Origin of the sequence: Solimonas flava DSM 18980, from assembly GCF_000426685.1 — a bacterium.
In the GTDB taxonomy this organism is placed as follows: domain Bacteria; phylum Pseudomonadota; class Gammaproteobacteria; order Nevskiales; family Nevskiaceae; genus Solimonas; species Solimonas flava.
Genome location: NZ_AUFV01000012.1, coordinates 1 through 17,973, shown reverse-complemented (window position 1 = coordinate 17,973; position 17,973 = coordinate 1). Strand labels below are relative to the sequence as shown.

The 17,973-nt window shown below is 70.2% G+C and carries 16 protein-coding genes and 1 pseudogene; 7 read left to right on the top strand and 10 right to left on the bottom strand.

What is annotated here, in order from left to right:
- Window positions 1-67: 67 nt before the first annotated feature.
- From K343_RS0113405 to K343_RS0113395, 3 genes are all read right to left on the bottom strand, one after another.
- Window positions 68-2,131: a M3 family metallopeptidase gene (locus K343_RS0113405; protein ID WP_028008525.1), complete on the bottom strand. Its 2,064-nt coding sequence runs from the start codon at window positions 2,129-2,131 to the stop codon at window positions 68-70.
- Window positions 2,132-2,271: 140 nt separating this feature from the next.
- Window positions 2,272-3,204 carry a GIDE domain-containing protein gene (locus tag K343_RS22085; RefSeq protein WP_051278377.1) on the bottom strand — a complete coding sequence of 311 codons (933 nt, stop codon included), beginning with the start codon at window positions 3,202-3,204 and terminating at the stop codon, window positions 2,272-2,274.
- 8 nt (window positions 3,205-3,212) lie between these two features.
- Complete coding sequence (locus K343_RS0113395; protein ID WP_043112760.1) at window positions 3,213-3,785, bottom strand: LemA family protein; 573 nt, start codon at window positions 3,783-3,785, stop codon at window positions 3,213-3,215.
- Window positions 3,786-3,879: 94 nt separating this feature from the next.
- Here K343_RS0113395 and K343_RS0113390 point away from each other — a divergent pair, with 94 nt between their 5' ends.
- From K343_RS0113390 to K343_RS0113365, 6 genes are all read left to right on the top strand, one after another.
- Entirely contained in the window at window positions 3,880-4,860 is a 981-nt protein-coding gene (locus tag K343_RS0113390; protein ID WP_028008523.1) for an alpha/beta hydrolase, read from the top strand.
- Window positions 4,861-4,867: 7 nt separating this feature from the next.
- Window positions 4,868-5,398 (top strand): gamma carbonic anhydrase family protein, encoded by a 531-nt coding sequence (locus tag K343_RS0113385; protein WP_028008522.1) that lies wholly within the window; start codon window positions 4,868-4,870, stop codon window positions 5,396-5,398.
- Window positions 5,399-5,618: 220 nt separating this feature from the next.
- Window positions 5,619-6,371: a 2,3-diphosphoglycerate-dependent phosphoglycerate mutase gene (gene gpmA, locus K343_RS0113380; protein WP_028008521.1), complete on the top strand. Its 753-nt coding sequence runs from the start codon at window positions 5,619-5,621 to the stop codon at window positions 6,369-6,371.
- Between the two features lie 208 nt (window positions 6,372-6,579).
- A complete protein-coding gene (locus tag K343_RS0113375) occupies window positions 6,580-7,869 on the top strand; it encodes a cytochrome c (RefSeq protein WP_043112758.1) in 1,290 nt (429 codons plus the stop codon).
- Between the two features lie 29 nt (window positions 7,870-7,898).
- Window positions 7,899-8,384 (top strand): (2Fe-2S)-binding protein, encoded by a 486-nt coding sequence (locus K343_RS0113370; protein WP_028008519.1) that lies wholly within the window; start codon window positions 7,899-7,901, stop codon window positions 8,382-8,384.
- The gene (locus K343_RS0113365) at window positions 8,381-10,684 is read left to right on the top strand and encodes a xanthine dehydrogenase family protein molybdopterin-binding subunit (protein WP_028008518.1); all 2,304 of its coding nucleotides are present in this window, start codon (window positions 8,381-8,383) and stop codon (window positions 10,682-10,684) included. Before K343_RS0113370 ends, K343_RS0113365 begins: the two co-directional genes overlap by 4 nt.
- A gap of 61 nt (window positions 10,685-10,745) precedes the next feature.
- On the opposite strand, the gene K343_RS23495 is transcribed toward K343_RS0113365, so the two are convergent.
- The 7 genes from K343_RS23495 to K343_RS0113330 all read right to left on the bottom strand — a co-directional run bounded on the left by K343_RS23495 (window position 10,746) and on the right by K343_RS0113330 (window position 17,478).
- Window positions 10,746-11,267 carry a C40 family peptidase gene (locus K343_RS23495; protein WP_051278375.1) on the bottom strand — a complete coding sequence of 174 codons (522 nt, stop codon included), beginning with the start codon at window positions 11,265-11,267 and terminating at the stop codon, window positions 10,746-10,748.
- A complete protein-coding gene (locus K343_RS0113355) occupies window positions 11,264-13,417 on the bottom strand; it encodes a TonB-dependent receptor (protein ID WP_028008517.1) in 2,154 nt (717 codons plus the stop codon). Before K343_RS0113355 ends, K343_RS23495 begins: the two co-directional genes overlap by 4 nt.
- A 54-nt stretch (window positions 13,418-13,471) precedes the next feature.
- Window positions 13,472-13,768 carry a hypothetical protein gene (locus K343_RS0113350; protein WP_028008516.1) on the bottom strand — a complete coding sequence of 99 codons (297 nt, stop codon included), beginning with the start codon at window positions 13,766-13,768 and terminating at the stop codon, window positions 13,472-13,474.
- A gap of 54 nt (window positions 13,769-13,822) precedes the next feature.
- Window positions 13,823-15,025, bottom strand: a complete 1,203-nt coding sequence (clsB, locus tag K343_RS0113345) for a cardiolipin synthase ClsB (RefSeq protein ID WP_028008515.1) — start codon at window positions 15,023-15,025, stop codon at window positions 13,823-13,825.
- A complete protein-coding gene (locus K343_RS0113340; RefSeq protein WP_028008514.1) occupies window positions 15,022-15,783 on the bottom strand; it encodes an endonuclease/exonuclease/phosphatase family protein in 762 nt (253 codons plus the stop codon). The genes clsB and K343_RS0113340 overlap by 4 nt, the downstream gene beginning before the upstream one ends.
- A gap of 83 nt (window positions 15,784-15,866) precedes the next feature.
- Complete coding sequence (locus K343_RS0113335) at window positions 15,867-16,343, bottom strand: hypothetical protein (RefSeq protein ID WP_051278373.1); 477 nt, start codon at window positions 16,341-16,343, stop codon at window positions 15,867-15,869.
- A gap of 91 nt (window positions 16,344-16,434) precedes the next feature.
- The gene (locus K343_RS0113330; protein ID WP_028008512.1) at window positions 16,435-17,478 is read right to left on the bottom strand and encodes an AraC family transcriptional regulator; all 1,044 of its coding nucleotides are present in this window, start codon (window positions 17,476-17,478) and stop codon (window positions 16,435-16,437) included.
- 199 nt (window positions 17,479-17,677) lie between these two features.
- Between K343_RS0113330 and K343_RS22075 the strand changes: the two are divergent.
- A pseudogene (locus tag K343_RS22075) lies at window positions 17,678-17,973 on the top strand (hypothetical protein); the annotation flags it as partial.

Here is a 17,973-nt window from a genome sequence, read left to right as displayed (position 1 = left end):
CCGCACAAGCGCGCTGCTCGTGCGGGCCCGGCGCAGTCCGGTGCCGGACTGCGCGCTGTGCATGGACTCAGGCGGTTTCGCCGAGGCCGTTGTGGCGCAGCAGTGCGTCGATGCTCGGCTTGCGGCCGCGGAATTCGACGAACAGGTCCATCGCTTCCTTCGAGCCGCCCTGCGCCAGGATCGTGTCGCGGAAGCGGTAGCCGATCTCCGGCGAGAACTCGCTTTCCTCGAACGCCGCAAAGGCGTCGGCCGACAGCACCTCGGCCCACTTGTAGCTGTAGTAGCCGGCCGCGTAGCCGCCCGCGAAGATGTGCGAGAAGCTCCACGGCATGCGGTTGAAGGCCGGCGGCTTCATCACCGCCACTTCGTCACGCACGCGGTCGAGCAGTTCCAGCACGCGCGCGCCGTGCTCGGACTTGCGGGCCGGATCGAAATCGCGATGCAGGCGCAGGTCGAACAGCGCGAATTCGAGCTGGCGCACGGTGCCCAGGCCGGCGTGGAAGCTGCGCGACTGGCGCAGCTTGCCGAGCAGTTCCTCCGGCATCGGCGCGCCGCTCTGCCAGTGGCGCGCGAAGTGCTTCAGCGTCGCCGCGTCGTAGCACCAGTTCTCCATGAACTGGCTCGGCAGTTCGACCGCGTCCCAGGCGACGCCGTGAATGCCGGCGACCGAGGCTTCGTCGACGCGCGTCAGCAGGTGGTGCAGGCCGTGGCCGAACTCGTGGAACAGCGTCACGACTTCGTCGTGCGTCAGCAGCGCCGGTTGGCCGGGCAGCGGCGGCGTGAAATTGCAGGTCAGGTAGGCGACCGGTTGCTGCACGCCGCCGGGGGTACGACGGCGGTTGATGCACTCGTCCATCCACGCGCCGGAACGCTTCTCGGCGCGCGCGTACGGATCGAGATAGAACAGGCCGAACGGCACGCCGTCGCCGTCCTTGAGCACGTAGGTGCTGACGTCGGCATGCCAGGTGGCGATGCCGTCGACCTTGTCGATGCCGATGCCGTAGAGGCGCTGCACGACGTCGAACATGCCGCGCACGACGCGATCGAACGCGAAGTACGGCCGCAGCTCCTCGTCGGACAGGCCGAGCTTCTGCTCCTTGAGCTTCTCGGCGTAGTAGGCCGCGTCCCAGGGCGCGAAGTCATCGAGGCCGTCGCGTTCGCGTGCGAACGCGCGCAGCTCGTCGAGATCGGCCTGCGCGCGCGGCTTGGCGCGCTGCGCGAGGTCGACGAGGAAGCGTTCGACCTCGTCCGGCGATTCGGCCATCTTGGTCGCCAGCGACAGCTCGGCGTAGTTGGCGTAGCCGAGCAGCCGCGCCAGCTCGTGGCGCAGCGCGAGGATTTCCTCCATCAGCGCGCCGTTGTCGAACTGGCCGGCCTGCGGGCCGCGGTCCGACGCGCGCGTGGCGAAGGCTTCGTACAGCTCGCGGCGCAGCTCGCGGTGGTCGGCGTAGCTGATGACGGCGTCGTAGCTCGGGAAATCCAGCGTCAGCCAGAAGCCGGGCAGGTTCTTGGCCTCGGCGCGCGCGCGCGCCGCCTGCTTGGCGGCGTCGGTCATGCCGGCCAGCAGCGCCTCGTCCTCGACGTGCTTGCCCCAGGCCTGGATCGCGTCCATCAGGTTTTCTTCGAACTTCGTCTGCAGTTCCGACAGGCGCAGCGAAATGTCCTTGTAGCGCGCCTTCTCGGCTTCCGGCAGGGCGATGCCGGACAGGCGGAAGTCGCGCAGCGCGTCGGCGATCACCTTGCGGCGCACGGCGCCGTAGCGCTGGTATTCGGCGGACGCGGCGAGCGCCTCGTAGGCGCGATACAGCGGCTCGGACTGCGAGACCTCGACGCTGTACTCAGTGAGTTTCGGCAGGCAGGCGTTGTAGGCGCGGCGCCAGTCGGCGGTCGAGACGACGCTGAACAGGTGCGAGACCGGACCCCAGGCGCGCTGGATGCGGTCGCTCATGTCTTCGAGCGGCTCGATCAGCGTGTCCCAGGTCGGCGCTTCGTTGCGGGCGAGCAGCTGTTCGAGCTCGGCGCGATTGCGGGCCAGTACCTCGTCGAGGGCCGGTTCGGCGTGTTCGGGGCGGATGGCGTCGAAGGCCGGCAGCGGCTGGGCGAGCGCGTCGAGAAGTAGCGGGTTTTGCATGGCGGACCGGTACAGCGGAAGGGGTCGTTATTCTGGGGACGGTCTGGCCCGATTTCGAGGACCGTTCGTTCAGGATGGCCGGAACGGCCGGTTTTGCGGCGTTTTTTGGCGCTTATCCACAGGCGGCCGCGGGGCCGGATTCAGGCGCCGCGCAGGCCGAGCAGCCCGCTCAGGGCACCGCCGGCGGCCAGCCCGAGTGCCAGCAGGGCCAGCCCTTGCATGCGCAGCCGGCGTGCCAGCACATGTTCTTCCAGCGTCGAGAGGATGAAATCGCGGCCGTCCGGCGGCACGGCCAGCACGTGCAGCTCGGGGTGCAGGCTCTGTTCGAGGTGCTCGGCGCGCACCTGCTGCCGCGCCGCGTGGCGTGCCTGTTCCCATTCGGCGAGATCGATCTCGCCGTCGCCGTTGGCGTCGAAGCGGCGCAGCAGCTCGCGGCGGTCGGCCTTCCAGGCGCGCAGCAGGTCGCGGACATCGGCGGCTTCGTCGTAGTGCTGCGCCGCCGATTGCGTGCGGAACCAGCCGTGCGCGTACAGCGGATCGCCGACGCCGATCAGCTGCTCGCTGTAGCGGTAGTCGCCGCTGGTGAGCCACGGCGTCCGTGCCGGGATGCGCGCCGGCCGCGGCGAGCTGCCCTGCCAGCGCCGCGACAGGCTCGGCCAGGCGCGCGCGCGATGCGGATCGACGATGCACTCGCCGCTGTCGTCGGCGAGCAGGAACAGTTCCTCCGAGCTGGCCTGTTCGATCACTTCCCATTCGCTGCGGTGTCGGCCGCTGTCGTGCTCGGTGCGGCGCTGCTCGATCCGGTAGCGCCACCACGTGCAGCGCGCGCCGGACAGCGGCGAGACGATGTCGGGGCCGGGCAGCAGCCGCGCGTAGCCGCGCAGCTCGACGTAGCCCTGCGCCGCCGAGCGGATGCGCGAGGTCGGCGTGTCTTCGAGATGGCGGGCGCGGCGCAGCCGCCGGAAGCCTTTCAGGAAGGTGCCGGCCGCGAGCAGCGCCAGCGTCGCGCAGCTCAGCCAGAACGGCACCGGTGGGGCGGCCGCCAGCTCGCGGCCGAGTTCGAGCAGGGGCACCGCGGCGGCTAGCTGCGGAACAGGGCGTGCAGATCGACGTCGCGGGTTTCGTCGGCGCTGAACTGCAGCAGTTCGGCCGGCTTGAAGCCGAACAGGCGGGCGATCAGCACGTCCGGGAACTGCTCGATGCGCACGTTGTTGAGATTGACGGCCTCGTTGTAGAACTCGCGGCGGTCGGCGATCGCGTTCTCGAGGCCGGTGATGCGGCCGAGCAGCTGCTGGATCGACTGGTTGGCTTTCAGTTCCGGATAGGCCTCGACGGTCGCCAGCACGGTGCCGAGGCCGCCGCGCAGCAGGCCTTCGGCCTGGCCGACGCCCTTGACGTCGCCCGCCTCGCGCGCTTTCTGCGAGCCGGCGCGCGCCGCCATGATCTGCTCGAGCGCGGTTTTCTCGAACTGCATGTACTGGCGGCAGGTCTCGACCAGTTTGGGCAGCTCGTCGTGACGCTGCTTGAGCAGCACGTCGATGTTGCTCCAGGCCTTGCCGATGGCGTGCTTGAGGTTGACCAGGCCGTTGTAGACGATGATCGCGTAGGCGACAACCGCCAGGCCCGCGGCGAGCCAGATGAACGCAGTCAGCATGTTCCCCCCACAGGAAGCGTGACTTGAAAGTGGTGCAGCGAATCGGGAGCGCACGTTACCATACGGACGAATCGTGACATCGATCGAAAACCCCATGCTGCGAATCTTCGTGATGCTGTTGCTCGGCGCCGCCTCGCTGGCCGGGCTTTCCGGCTGCACCGGCCAGGAAGTCCTCAACGACATGACGAGCCGGCGCGGCTATACGCTGACGGCCGACGTGCCGTACGACCGAGCCAATAATTTGACGCTCGACGTCTATATGCCCGATAGCGCACAGAACGCGCCGGTCGTGGTGTTCTTCTACGGGCGCCGCTGGCAGCAGGGCGACAAGTCCGACTACAAGTTCGTCGGCCAGGCGCTGGCCTCGCGCGGCTTCGTCACGGTGATCCCCAACGTGCGCCTGTATCCGCGCGTGCGCTTCCCGGATTTCATCAAGGACGGCGCCCGGGCCGTGAAGTGGGCGCGCGACAACGCTGCGCACTACGGCGGCGGCAGCGGCAAGCTGTTCGTCATGGGCCACAACTCCGGCGCGCATATCGCGGCGATGCTGGCGCTCAACGAGGAATATCTGAAGGGCGTCGGCGGCTCGCGCAGCTGGCTGCGCGGCATGGTCGGTCTCGCCGGCCTCTACAACTTCATGCCGATCACCGCGCCGGACCTGCGCGACCTGTTCGGTCCGGTCGACCGCTTCCCGTACACGCAGCCGATCTTCTTCGTCGATGGCAGCAACCCGCCGCTGTTCCTCGTGCACGGCGAGGACGACCAGATCGTCGACGTCGCCAACACCCGCACGCTGGCGCAGGCGGTGACCAAGGCGGGCGGTCCGGTCGAGACGCTGATCTATCCGAAGATGTCGCACGACCTCATCATCAGCTCGTTCGCGTCGCTGCTGCGCGGCCGCTCCGACGTGCTCGACCAGGTCGAGGATTTCATCCGGCGCAAGTCCGCCGGCCAGCCGACGCCGCAGGCCGGCAGTCTCAAGGCCGCACCGCTGCAGCCGGACGCGGCGCCCGACACGCAGGGCGTGCCGTACTCGGATTCGATCGAAGCGGCGCCGCCGGTGCCGCTGCGGTGAGCGGGCGATGATCCGCCGCTACGGCGGTCTGGCGCCGACGCTCGGCGCGCGCGTCTACGTCGACGAGCAGGCCGCGGTGATCGGCGACGTCACGCTCGGCGACGACGTCTCGATCTGGCCGTTCGTCGCCGCGCGCGGCGACGTCAACCGCATCGTCGTCGGCGCCCGCTCCAACATCCAGGACAACAGCGTCCTGCACGTCACGCACGACGGCCCGTATTCGCCGGGCGGCGTGATGCTGACGATCGGCGAGGATGTCACCGTCGGTCACGGCGTGATCCTGCATGCCTGCACGATCGGCGACCGCTGCCTGATCGGCATGGGTGCGATCGTCATGGACCGCGTCGTCGTCGAGCCCGAGGTGCTGATCGCCGCCGGCAGCATGGTGCCGCCGGGCAAGGTGCTGCAGTCCGGCTGGCTGTACCGCGGCGCGCCGGCGCAGCCCGCGCGCGCGCTGACGGCCGAGGAGCGCGCCCACTTCCGCTACTCGGCCGAGCACTACGTGCGGCTCAAGAACCGCTATCTCGAAGCCGACTAAGGCCTGCACGCCGACAGCATCGCGCGCCGCATTCCTCACAGTATCGCCCCCGTTCGGCGCTAAAATTGCCGGATCGCGGCGGCGGATGGTCTCCGACGCGAACGACGAGCCCTGCCGTGCGGCGGGGTTCGCGCTTTCCGGCCGCAGAAGCCGGAAGCCGAGAGCCTGGATTGATCGCCACCTGTAGCTGCCGCGCGTGGCGCGGCGTTTGGAGCCTGATGTGACCCGTAAACTCGTGCTGCTGCGCCACGGCCAGAGCCAGTGGAACCTCGACAACCGCTTCACCGGCTGGGTCGATGTCGATATCACCGAGGCCGGCCGCCAGGAAGCCGCCGCCGCCGGCCGGCTGATGCGCGAGGAGGGCCTGCTGTTCGACGTCGCCCACACCTCGGTGCTCAAGCGCGCGATCCGCACGCTGTACACCGCGCTCGACGAAATGGACCAGATGTGGATCCCGGTCGACAAGACCTGGCGCCTCAACGAGCGCCACTACGGCGCACTGCAGGGCCTCGACAAGGCCGAGACCGCCGCCCAGCACGGCGAGGCGCAGGTCAAGATCTGGCGCCGCTCGTACGACATTCCGCCGCCGCCGATGGACGCGCACGACGGTGGCCACCCGAAGTTCGATCGCCGCTACGCCAAGCTCGACGAGCACGTGCTGCCGGCCACCGAGTCGCTGAAGACCACGCTCGAGCGCGTGCTGCCGTACTGGCACGACGCCATCGCCCCGCAGCTCAAGAGCGGCCAGACGGTGCTGGTCACCGCGCACGGCAACTCGCTGCGCGCGCTCTATAAGTACCTCAACAACGTCTCCGACCACGACATCCTCGAACTGAACATCCCGACCGGCATTCCGCTGCTGTTCGAACTGCACGAGGACCTGCGCGTGAAGTCCTACCGCTACCTCGGCGATCCGGAAGCTGCGAAGAAGGCCGCCGAGGCTGTCGCCAACCAGGGCAAGACACGCAGCTGAGCGTCGCGCTCGCCGCGTGCGGCAACCCAGGACCGGGCTTCGTGCCCGGTCTTTTCGTTTCGGCGGCCGCACGTGAAGTTGCCGCGTCCATGCGCCGCGCGGCGCCGGGCGGCGCACAGGCCGCCGCGAGGGGATGCGCACGCACGTGCTGGATCGGACGCGGCAGGCAGGGCTATGATCGGTCCCGTCGCGGCTCCGGGGATGCGTTGTGCTGAAACGGCGAGTGATCGTGGCGGGCGGAGTGATCGTCGTGGTCGCGGGCGCGGCGCTCGCGCTGGCCTGGCGCCCGGCGCTCGCGCCGATCGCGCCGCCGCCGGCGGCCTCGTTCGCTGCGCCGCAGATCGCCCGCGGCGCGGTGCTCGCCAGCGCCGGCTACTGCGCGACCTGCCATACCGCCAAGGGCGGCCAGCCCTACGCCGGCGGCTACGCGATGGAGACGCCGTTCGGCGTCATCCATTCGACCAACATCACGCCGGACGTCGAGACCGGCATCGGCGCCTGGTCCGAGGCGGCGTTCGGCCGGGCGATGCGCGAGGGCGTGGCGCGCGACGGTTCGCACCTGTTCCCGGCGTTTCCGTACGAGCACTTCAGCCGGCTCAGCGACGATGACATCGCCGCGCTGTATGCGTACTTCATGACGCGTCCGCCGGTGCAGGCCGAGGCGCCGCGCAACACGCTGCCGTTCCCGCTCAACGTGCGCCTGCTGCAGGCCGGCTGGAAGCTGCTGTTCTTCCGTCCGCAGCGCGACGAGCCGCGCGCCGACCGCTCGGCGGAATGGAATCGCGGCGCCTATCTCGCCGAAGGCCTCGCGCACTGCGGCGCCTGCCATACGCCGCGCAACGCGCTCGGCGCCGAGCGGCGGGCGCAGGCCTACGCCGGCGCCGCGATCGACCACTGGATCGCGCCGCCGCTCGATGCCTCGAATCCGTCGCCGGTCGCCTGGGATGTCGACGAACTCGTCGCCTATCTGTCGACGGGCGTGACGCGCTATCACGGCACCGTCGCCGGGCCGATGGCCGCGGTCACGCGCGGCATCGCGCAGCTGCCGCCCGAGGACATTCGCGCGATCGCCGTCTACTTCGCCGATCTCGACGGCGCCGCGGCGCGCGCCGATGCGACGCCGGCGGCGGTCGCCACCGCGCTCGCGCGCAGTGCCGCCGGCGGCGACGACGCGGGCGCGCCGCTCTACGCCGCGGCCTGCGCGTCCTGCCACTACAACGGCGCCGACGGCGTCAATCCGCTGCGCCCCGAGCTGGCGCTCGGCAGCGCCGTGCACCTCGACGATCCGACCAATCTGATCCAGGTCATCCTGTTCGGCATCGACGCGCTCGACGGCGCGCCGGGCGTGGTGATGCCGGCGTTCGGGCGCGCTCTGTCCGATGCCGATGTCGCGCGCCTCGCGGCGTATCTGCGGGCGACGCGCACCGACCGGGCGCCGTGGCCGGATCTCGACAAGAAGGTCGCGCAGGTGCGCGCGACGGCGCCCGGCGCCGAATAGCGGCAACAGGCTCTGCCAGGAAGAACGCGATGACGACCCGCTTCACCATCAACGGACGCGCGGCGACGAGCGAGGCGGAAGGCGATACGCCGCTGCTCTGGATCATCCGCGACGATCTCGGCCTGACCGGCACCAAGTTCGGCTGCGGCATCGGCATGTGCGGGGCCTGTACCGTGCACGTCGGCGGCCGCGCGACGCGCGCCTGCATCACGCCGCTGGCGGCGGTCGACGGCGCCGCGGTGACGACGATCGAGGGCCTCGACCCGCAGGCCGCGCATCCGGTGCAGCAGGTCTGGCGCGAGCTGCAGGTGCCGCAGTGCGGCTACTGCCAGTCCGGCCAGATCATGCAGACGGTGGCGCTGCTCCAGGACTTTCCGCAGCCGACCGACGCCGACATCGACGCCGTGATGGCCGGCAGCCTGTGCCGCTGCATGACCTACGTCCGCATTCGCGAGGCGATCAAGAAAGCCGCTGCGGCGATGGCGCCCGCGGCCGCGCCGGGAGCCTCGTCATGAGCCGCGTGCAGGCGCTCGCCGAAGCCGGTCATCCGCTGTCGCGGCGCAGCTTTCTGGTCGCCGCCACCGGCGGCGCGCTCGCGTTCGGCTTCATGCGCTTCGCCGGCGCCGCGATGGACCCGGCCGTGCCCGGCAATACGCCGGCCGCGGCGCTCGGCCCGGAGTTCGCCCCCGGGCTGTGGTTCTCGATCGACAGCGAGGGCACCGTCAGCGTCAACATCATCCGCGCTGAGATGGGTCAGCACGTCGGCACTGCGCTGGCGCGCATCCTCGCCGACGAGCTCGAAGCCGACTGGCAGCGGGTGCGCGTGATCTACGTCGACACCGATCCGAAGTGGGGGCTGATGGTGACCGGCGGCAGCTGGTCGGTATGGCAGACGTTTCCGGTCTTCAGCCGCGCCGGTGCCGCCGGCCGCATCGCCCTGATCGAGGCCGGCGCCAAACTGCTCGGCGTGTCGCCGGCGCAGTGCACGGCGCGCGCCGGCAAGGTCATCGCCGGCAGTCGTTCGATCGCCTACGGCGAGATCGCGCGGCGCGGCGGCCCGGCGCGCAGCTTCAGCGCCGAGGAACTCGCGCGCCTGCCGCTCAAGCCGGTGGCCGAGCGACGGCTGATCGGGCGGCCGACGCAGGCGCTCGACATCGCGCGCAAGGTCGACGGCAGCGGCCTGTACGGCATCGACGCGAAAGTGCCGGGCATGGTCTACGCACGGCCGAAGCTGCCGCCGACGCGCAACGGCGCGAAAGTCGTGTCGATCGACGATCATGCCGCGCGCGCGGTCAAGGGCTACCGGCAATGCCTCGCGCTCGACGACCCGTCGGAAACGGTGCCGGGCTGGGTGCTGGTGATCGCCGACAGCTATCCGGCGGCGCTGCGCGCGTCGCAGCTCGTGCAGGTGCAGTGGACGGCCGGGCCGGGCGCGGATGTTTCGGAGCCGCAGCTGCAGGACCATGCGCGCACGCTGATCGACCGCGCCGACGCCGGCGTGCGGCTCGACGTCGGCAGCGAGGACCCCGCGCCGCTCTTCCAGTCCGCCGCCAGCACCGTCGAGCAGGTCTACACGACCGCGACTGTGCTGCACTTCCAGCTCGAACCGGTCAACGCGCTGGCCTTCGAGAAGGACGGCGTGATGGAAATCCACACCGGCAACCAGTGGCAGTCGCTGATCCTGCCGACGCTGGCCAAGGCGCTGGGCCGCGCGGAAACCAGCATCGTGCTGCGCACCTACCTGCTCGGCGGCGGCTTTGGCCGGCGTCTGAACGGCGACTACACGGTGCCGGCGGCGCTGGCCGCCAAGGCGCTCGGCGTGCCGGTCAAGCTGGTGCTGACGCGCGAGGACGACTGCCATTTCGATTCGGTGCGCTCGCCGTCGGTACAGCGCGTGCGCATGGCGTTCGGTGCCGACGGCGAGGTGCAGGCCATGGAGCACCACGCCTGCGCCGGCTGGCCGACGCAGGTGATGGCCGGCGCGCTGCTGTCCAAGGGCCTCGACGACGGCCGCTACGATCCGTTCGCGATCGCCGGCGCCGACCACTGGTACGACGTCGGCCGCCAGCTCGTGCGCGCCATTCCCAACGATCTGGCCAACAGCAGCTTCCGTCCGGGCTGGCTGCGCTCGGTCGGTCCGGGCTGGACCAACTGGGCGCTCGAAAGCTTCATGGACGAAGCCGCGCATCATGTGCGGCAGGACCCGCTGGCGTTCCGCCTCAAGCTGCTCAACGGCAAGGGCCGCAACGCCGGCAGCGCGCCCAGTGCGGTCGGCGGCGCGCTGCGCCAGGCCGAAGTCCTGCGCCGCGCCGCGCAGCGCGCCGGCTGGGGCAGCGCGCTGCCGAAGGACAGCGGCCTGGGCATCGGCACCAGCTTCGGCCAGGAGCGCGACATGCCGACCTGGGGCGCCTGCGTCGCGCGCGTGCGCGTCGATCGCGCCAGCGGCAAGGTCACGGTCGAGAAGCTGACGATCGTCGTCGACGCCGGCACCATCGTCGATCCGGACGGCGCGCTCGCGCAGACGCAGGGCGCCGCGCTGTGGGGCCTGAGCATGGCCCTGCACGAAGGCACCGAGTTCGTGAACGGACAGGTGCGCGACGCCAATCTCAACACCTACACGCCGCTGCGCATCAACGATGTCCCGGCGCTCGACATCAGCTTCGTCGACAGCGCCGAGGTGCCGGTCGGACTCGGCGAGCCGGCGACGACGATCGTCGCGCCGGCGATCGCCAACGCGATCTTCGCCGCCGTCGGCGCGCGCGTGCGCGATCTGCCGATCACCGCGGCGGCGGTGCGCGCGGCGCTGGCGACGTAGGGCGGCGATCAGGCCCAAAAAGAAGCCGGGCGATGCCCGGCTTCTTTCGTTTCAGCTCGCTTCACGGTTTCAGCACGCGGCGCACGGCGATCAGGCGCCGCTGCCAGGCCGCGTCGAGCGGCGCGACCACCACCTCGCCGGCGCTCGGCGAGGCGTGGACGATGTGCGTGCGGTCGAGCGCCAGCGCGACATGCAGCTGGTGCGGCTGCCAGCGGTAGATCAGCAGATCGCCGGCCCGCGCCCGCGTGCGCGCCACCGGCACGCCGGTGTGCAGAAGCTCGCGCGCGGTGCGCGGCAAGGCGACGCCGGCGCTGGCAAAGATCCGCTGCATCAGCGCCGAGCAGTCGACCGCTTCGTCGTCGTTGCGGCCGAAGCCGTACGCGGTGCCGAGCATCGCCAGCGCCTGGTCGTGGATCTGCGGCCACGCCGAAGCCTTCGACGCCTTGGCGTGCGCGCCGTGCCCCAGCGCCGCGAGCCCGAGCAGCAGCGCGATGACGTCGCCGGCACCGCGGCGCAGACCGCGCCGGGCGGGACCCGTGGCGGCGGCACGGCGCAGCGCCCGCATGCCGTCGCGCGCCGTCACAGCGACATCCGCACGCCGAGGTAGACCGAGCGGCCGGGCGCCGGCACCTGGTCCTTGATGAACGAGGTCGAGCGGCGGATCTCCTCGTCGAGCAGGTTGCTGCCACGCAGATAGACGGCCGCCGAATGCTCGCCGTCCGCGGCGACGAAGAACTTATAGCTGAGGTCGGCGTTCAGCAGGTTGTAGCCGGCGGTCGGCGTCTCCAGCGGCGCGTTGTCGCTCTGCCGGTCGACGCGCGTGTAGCTGAGGCCGCCGTCGATGCGCCGCCAGCTGCCGTCGAGGCCGAGGCCGTAGCGCATCGGCGGGATGCGCGGCAGGTTGTCGCCGCCGCTGAGCTTGGCGCGCACGTAGTCGCTGAACACGCGGGCGTTGAGCTTGAACGGACCTTCGACCAGCAGCGCATAGCGGACTTCGGCCTCGAAGCCGTAGAGCTTGGCGTCGGCCTGCTGGTAGTCGACGAGCAGGATCTCGCCGGCCGGATCGAACGTGCCGTCGCCGTCGACGCGGTCGGCGACGCCGTCGCTCGACGGTGTGCCGCTGCCGTCGGCATTGAGGCCCTGGTCGACCTCGGCGAGGTAGAGATAGTCGCTGATGCGGTTGTAGTAGACGCTGGCGTCGGCGCTGAAGCGGCCCTGATGATGGTCGAAGCCGAGCTCGAAGTTGTTCGAGGTTTCCTTCTTCGCATCGAGATTGCCGCGTTCGAAGGTCGACGTCGCCCCGTGCGGGCCGAACGCGTACAGCTCCTCCGGAACCGGCGAGCGCTCGCCGTGCGTGGCGTAAAGCTTCAGGTGCGAGTGCTCGCCGAGGTTGAAGCTGGAGCCGAGCGAGGCGGAGAACGGCGTGTAGTCGCGCTGCGGATAGCCTTCCGGCGTATTGGTGTCGCGCTCGACGCGGGCGCCGAACTCCAGCTTGCCGAGGCTGTACGGACGTTCCTCGAGGAAGAACACGCCGTACTGGCGGCTCAGCACCGGCGGTACGTAGGCTTCTTCGCCCTGCGCGCTGAAGTCGCGCCAGTTCATCTGCACGCCGAACACGCCGCGGAAGCCGAGCACCGGGACGTGCACCGCCTCGACGCGGCCCTGGAACTGCTGGTTGTGGAAGATCGTGCCCGGCTCGTGCTTGGCTTCGAACTCGGTGTGATCGTAGTTGGAGCTGCCGCCGCGGAACTTCAGCGACTCCAGGCCGTCGATCGGCCGCGCCAGGATCGCCTGCACGTCGAAGCGCGTCTGGTGCATCTGGATGAACGCGGTGTCTTCGACCGGCAGGCCGTAGTTCGTCACGTAGCGGCTGCCGGCGACGCCGAACACATCACCGCTGCCGTCGATGTACGAATACGAGGCCGCGCCGGACTGCGCGCGCAGCTGGCTGTTGTTCATCGTCTCGTGGTAGCCGCTGCCGTCGACGTTGGACCAGCCGGGAATGCTGTAGTCCTCGGCCTCGCGAAAGCCGTAGTCGGCGTGCAGCATGTGCGCGCCGCGGCCGTAGTTCAGCTCGCCGCTGAACGAGCCTTCGTCGCCGTTCGTGCCGTAGTAGGTGTCGACGGCGCCGTGCAGGCCTTCCTCGACCGCGGTCGGCAGGCGGCCGTTGTCGACGTTGACGACGCCGCCCGAGGCGCTGTTGCCGTACAGCAGCGAGGCCGGGCCCTTGAGGATCTCGATCTGCCGCGCCTGCGCCGGCGCGATCGTCACGGCGTGGTCCGGCGACAGGTCGGAGACGTCCATCGCGCTCATGCCGTTCTCCAGCATTTCGACGCGCGGGCCGGCGAGGCCGCGGATCACCGGCCGGCCGGCGCCGCCGCCGAAGTCGGTGGTCGAGACGCCGGGCTGGCTTTCGAGCGTCTCGCCGAGCGTGCCGCGCCGCACGCGGTCGAGGTCCTCGCCGCTGAGCACGTCGACCGGCTGGACGAGATCGTCCGAGGTGCGGCCGAGCGGGTTGGCGGTGACGACGATCTCGGCGACCGGCGGATTGTGCGGATCGTTGTCGCCGGGCGCGGCGTCGTCGGCGCGGGCCAGCGAGGGGAAGGCGAGGCTGGCGGCGACCAGCGGGCTCAGCGTGAAGACGGAACGCAGGCCGGCGCGGGTGACGGCGGTCAGCGAAAAGACAGGAGGCAGCGCGCGCGCGGCGCGCGTGCGCAGAAGGGCAGCGGTCATCGGACGAAATCCTTTAAAACGGCGAAAGAGGCGCGCAGGCGCGCGCCGTGGCGATCAGGCAACAGGGGTGATCGCGAACGCCGGAGGACCGCGGATGTCATAGGCCGTGAGCGGCGCGGCGAGCGTCGCCTGCGTGGCGGCGCCGGCCGGCACTTCGTCATGCACCAGCGCCGGCGGCAGCGGCAGCGTCGGCGCCAGCGCCGCGCCGTCCAGGCCCTGCGCGTGCGCGCAGATCTGGCACAGCGCATCCGCCTGCAGCGCGGGATGCTCGAAGGCATGCGCGAGCACGAGCCACTGGCCCAGCACGAGGGCCAGGGCGAGCAGCAGCGATTTCGGGGTGCGCAGACGCATGACGCGGGGGATTCTAGCGCACGCGAACGTCGGCACAATGGCGCGGCGGCCGGTCTAGTCGGGATTGCCGGTGCGCGCCCGCGGCGGCGCCAGTGTGGCGCGCGCCGGTGCATGCGCCGGCAGCCAGCCGGCGAGCCGCGGCAGCCGCCGCGTCAGGTGATAGGCGAGATAGCCGAGCAAGCGGCGGATCGGCGAGCGGTAGCGTGCCGAGGCCGGATCGATCTCGCGGCTGTGTTCCGTGATCAGGCGTTCGAGGCTGGCGCGCAGCGCCGCGCTGGTCTGGCGATCGCGTGCGAACAGATTGGCCTCGAGGTTGAGGAACAGGCTCAGCGGGTCGAGATTGCTGGAGCCGACGGTGAGCCAGTCGTCGTCGATCAACGCGACCTTGGCGTGCATCGGCCGCTCGAGGTACTCGTAGATGCGCACGCCGGCGCGCAGCAGGTAGTCGTGCAGGGTTTCCGTCGCCCAGCGCACCAAGCGCAGATCCGGATTGCCCTGCAGGATCACCTGCACGCGGACGCCGCGGCGCGCGGCGCGGCGCAGTTCGCGCAGCAGACGGTAACCCGGAAAGAAATAGGCGTTGGCGATGACGACCTCGCGCTGCGCGCTGCGGATGCCGACGCGGTACAGGCGTTCGATGTCGGTGCGGTGCAAGCGGTTGTCGCGCACGACCAGCGCCGCGGTCGCCGTGCCTTCGTGCGTCGCCATCGGGGCCGGCGGCCGGCGCTGCGGCCAGCGCCAGCGGCGCCGGCGCGCCAGCAGGGCAAGCATCGCCCCGCGCAGATCGGCGACCACCGGGCCTTCGATCTGCAGGGCGTAGTCCTGCTTGGATTCCGCGCCGGACGCGCGCAGATGGTCGTACGACAGATTGATGCCGCCGCAGAACGCGAGGCGGCGGTCGACGACGACCAGCTTGCGATGCAGGCGGTGGAAGAAGTGGGTGCGCTGGCCGAAGCGGCGCGGCACCGGGTCGTAGACGTGGATGCGCACGCCGGCGTCGAGCATCGGGGCGATGAACGATGCCGGCAGGTCCGCCGAGCCGTAGCCGTCGATCGTCAGCTGCACCTTCACGCCGCGCCGCGCGGCAGCGCTCGCCGTGTCGCGGAACTGGCGTCCGACCGGATCGTCGAACAGGATGAACGTCTCGACCAGCACTTCCTCGCGGGCGGCGGCGATCGCCCCGAACAGGCGCGGGTAGTAGGCCTCGCCGTTCTCGAGCAGTTCGAGGCGGTTGCCGTCGCGCCATGCCGCCTTCACAGGCACACCTGTGCTTTCAGCGCGGCGTGATCGGAGAGCCGCGACCACGGCCGCTGCGCCAGCCGCTGCGCGGTGCGCACGCGGGCGTTGCGACAATAGATCCGGTCGAGGCGCAACAGCGGCCAGCGCACCGGGAACGAGCGCGCGGGACGGCCCGTCGTTTCGACGAAGGCCTCGCGCAGGCCGGCCGCGCGCAGACGGCGGTCGGCGTGCAGACGCCAGTCGTTGAAGTCGCCGGCGACGAACAGCGGCGCGTGTTCCGGAATCTCGGTGGCGAGCAATGCGCAAAGGCGGTCGAGCTGCCGGCGGCGATGCGCCTCGCGCAGGCCGAGATGCACGCACACCGCGTGCACGTTCTGCCCACGCCCCGGCACGTGCAGCACGCCATGCAGCAGGCCGCGGGCCTCGTGGTGCGCGACGGACACGTCGTGATTCTCGAAGTGCACGATCGGGAACTTGGACAGGATGGCGTTGCCGTGATGGCCTTGCGTGTAGACGGCGTTGCGACCATACGCGAAATCGCGCCAGATGGTGTCGGCGAGGAATTCGTACTGCGGCATCGGCGGCCAGTCCGCGTGGCGCGCGGCGTGGGCGCTGTGCCGGCCGAGCACTTCCTGCAGGAACACCAGATCGGCGGATACGCCGCGGATCGCCGCGCGCAGCTCATGCAGGACGAAGCGGCGCTGCAGCGCGCTGAAGCCCTGGTGCACGTTGAGCGTCAGCAGGGTGAGCTCGAAAGGGGTATCGCGGGCGGGCATCCGGACCTCCGGCGTTCTCGGGTCTGCACCAGACTTGCGGCACGCGCTGAATCGCCGCTGACGCGCCGCTGCGGGTCGCCGGCTCAGTAGCCCGGCGGATGTCGTCGTTCCAGCCAGGCGATGGCGTCGTCGGCATCGCCTTCGAACCAGGCCTGCGCCGAGCCGAGGATGAAGTGATAGCCCCAGGCATCCATGTCGGCAAAGCACTGCGCGCGCGTGTAGCCGGCCAGCCGTCCGGCGAGCAGGCATTCGAGATAGCAGACCGCGTGCTCCTCGACGTCGTCGCCGCCGGCATTGGTGTGCATCGTCGCGCGCCGCGCCTCGTCGGCGCACAGCCAGTGGCAGGCCTCGTGCAGCGCCGAGTGCACCGGCGTGTCGCCGCGCACGTAGAGCGTCGCGCCGATCAGGCCGGCCTCGGTCTCGCCCCAGTAGCTGCCGGGAATCTCGACGCCGTCGTCGACGACGGCAATGTGCATTCCGAGCGGTTCGAGCAGTGCGCGCAGTGCCGCGTCGCCGATTTCGCGGCAGCGGGTCACGGTGGGTTCGGGTTGGCCTGACATCGCTGGGGTTCGGGGGGGCTCGCGTCGTGCCGGCGGGCGGGGCGGGAATTGTCCCCGCGGCGCGCGGCGGGCGTCCAGAGCGGCGCCTGCTTCACGGTGCCGCATCACGCCGGCTTCCGACGCGAAGCCGGTACGAGGAGGGGCTGCAGCCGGCGCGCTGGCGGAACGCGCGCGTGAAATTGGCGATGTCGCTGAAGCCCAGCGAGTAGGCGATCTCGGTGACGCTCAAGGTGCCGGCGGCGAGACGCTCGCAGGCGAGCTCGTGCTGGACGCGGCCGGCGATCTCGCGAAAGCTGCTGCCTTCGCGCTGCAGATAGCGGTTGAGCGTGCGCATCGACAGATTCAGCGTGCGCGCCATTTCCTGCAGCGAGGGGCCGCCGTCGCCGACTTCGCGCAGCGTCATCGCCACCCAGTCGGAGAAGCGGCGCTCGCGCGCCGCGTGCTGCACCAGCGCGTTGCAGCGCTCCTCGGCGACCTTGAGCGAGTTGGCGTCGGCCATGTGCATCGGGAAGCGCTCGAAGTCCTGCGCGTAGCTGACGCGGACGCCCGGCTGGCGCTGGACGCCGAAGCGGTACTGCAGATGTTCGAGCTCGGCGTAGCGCTTCACGTGTGGCGGCTCGGGGATCGAGAAGTACAGCTTCGCCGGCAGCGACGGATCGCCGGTCATGTCCTTCATGTCGCGCAGCGCCGCCATCGCGATCGCTTCGAGGTGAAAGGCCAGGCACATGTGCGACATGCCGACGACGGGCTCGAACAACAGCTCGGTGCTGCCGCCGTCGAGCCGCAGCCGCATGCGGAACGTCGGCATGACGAGGCGGAAGTAGCGCGTGATGAACTGCAGCGCGCCCAGCACGGTCGGGCTGCTGAGCATGCCGAAGCCGACGATGCTGTGCGTGCTCAGCGTCAGCAGCCGTCCCATCTCGAAGCCGAGATCGGTGCGCGGGCTGCGCAGGTGGAGCTGCTGCACGAGCCGTTCGACGCGCGAGAAGCGGATCGTGGCGTCGGCCGCCTTCAGTGCCGACAGCGGCGTCCCGGGCTGGATCAGCAGGTCGGCGATGTCGACGTGGTCGCGCGCCAGCACTTCGGCGAGCCGCAGGTAATACCGCGCCGGCACGAGGTAGTCGATCTTCGCCATGGCTGTCGGGTTTTTGCGTGTTGTCGCATTATGACAAACAAGTGGCGTGAAATGATAAGACCGCGATCGCTGCGCAAGGCAGCATCAAGCCCGTTAGCCGATCGCTCGATCGATCGGCGCCGCCGGTGACCCGAAGAACCGGCGCAAGACAACGACAACGCGCGTCTCAGCGCGGCGGTGATTGGAGAGGAGCAGCAGGGTGCATGATTCGAGAAGCGCGTTCGCGCAGGCTTTCGTGCGCGTCACGGAGCCGCTGATATTCAGCCGCCGTTACCTGACGCTGAGCGTGCTCGGCCTGATCACGCTGCTGCTCGCCTGGCAGGCGGCGCATCTGCGGCTCGACACCGGCTTCGAGAAGCAGCTGCCGCTCGGCCATCCCTATATCCAGGTCTACAAGCAGTACGAAAAGGAATTCGGCGGCGCCAACGTGACGCTGGTCGCCGTGCGCCAGAAGTCCGGCGACATCTACAACGCCGCGTTCATGCGCACGTTGCG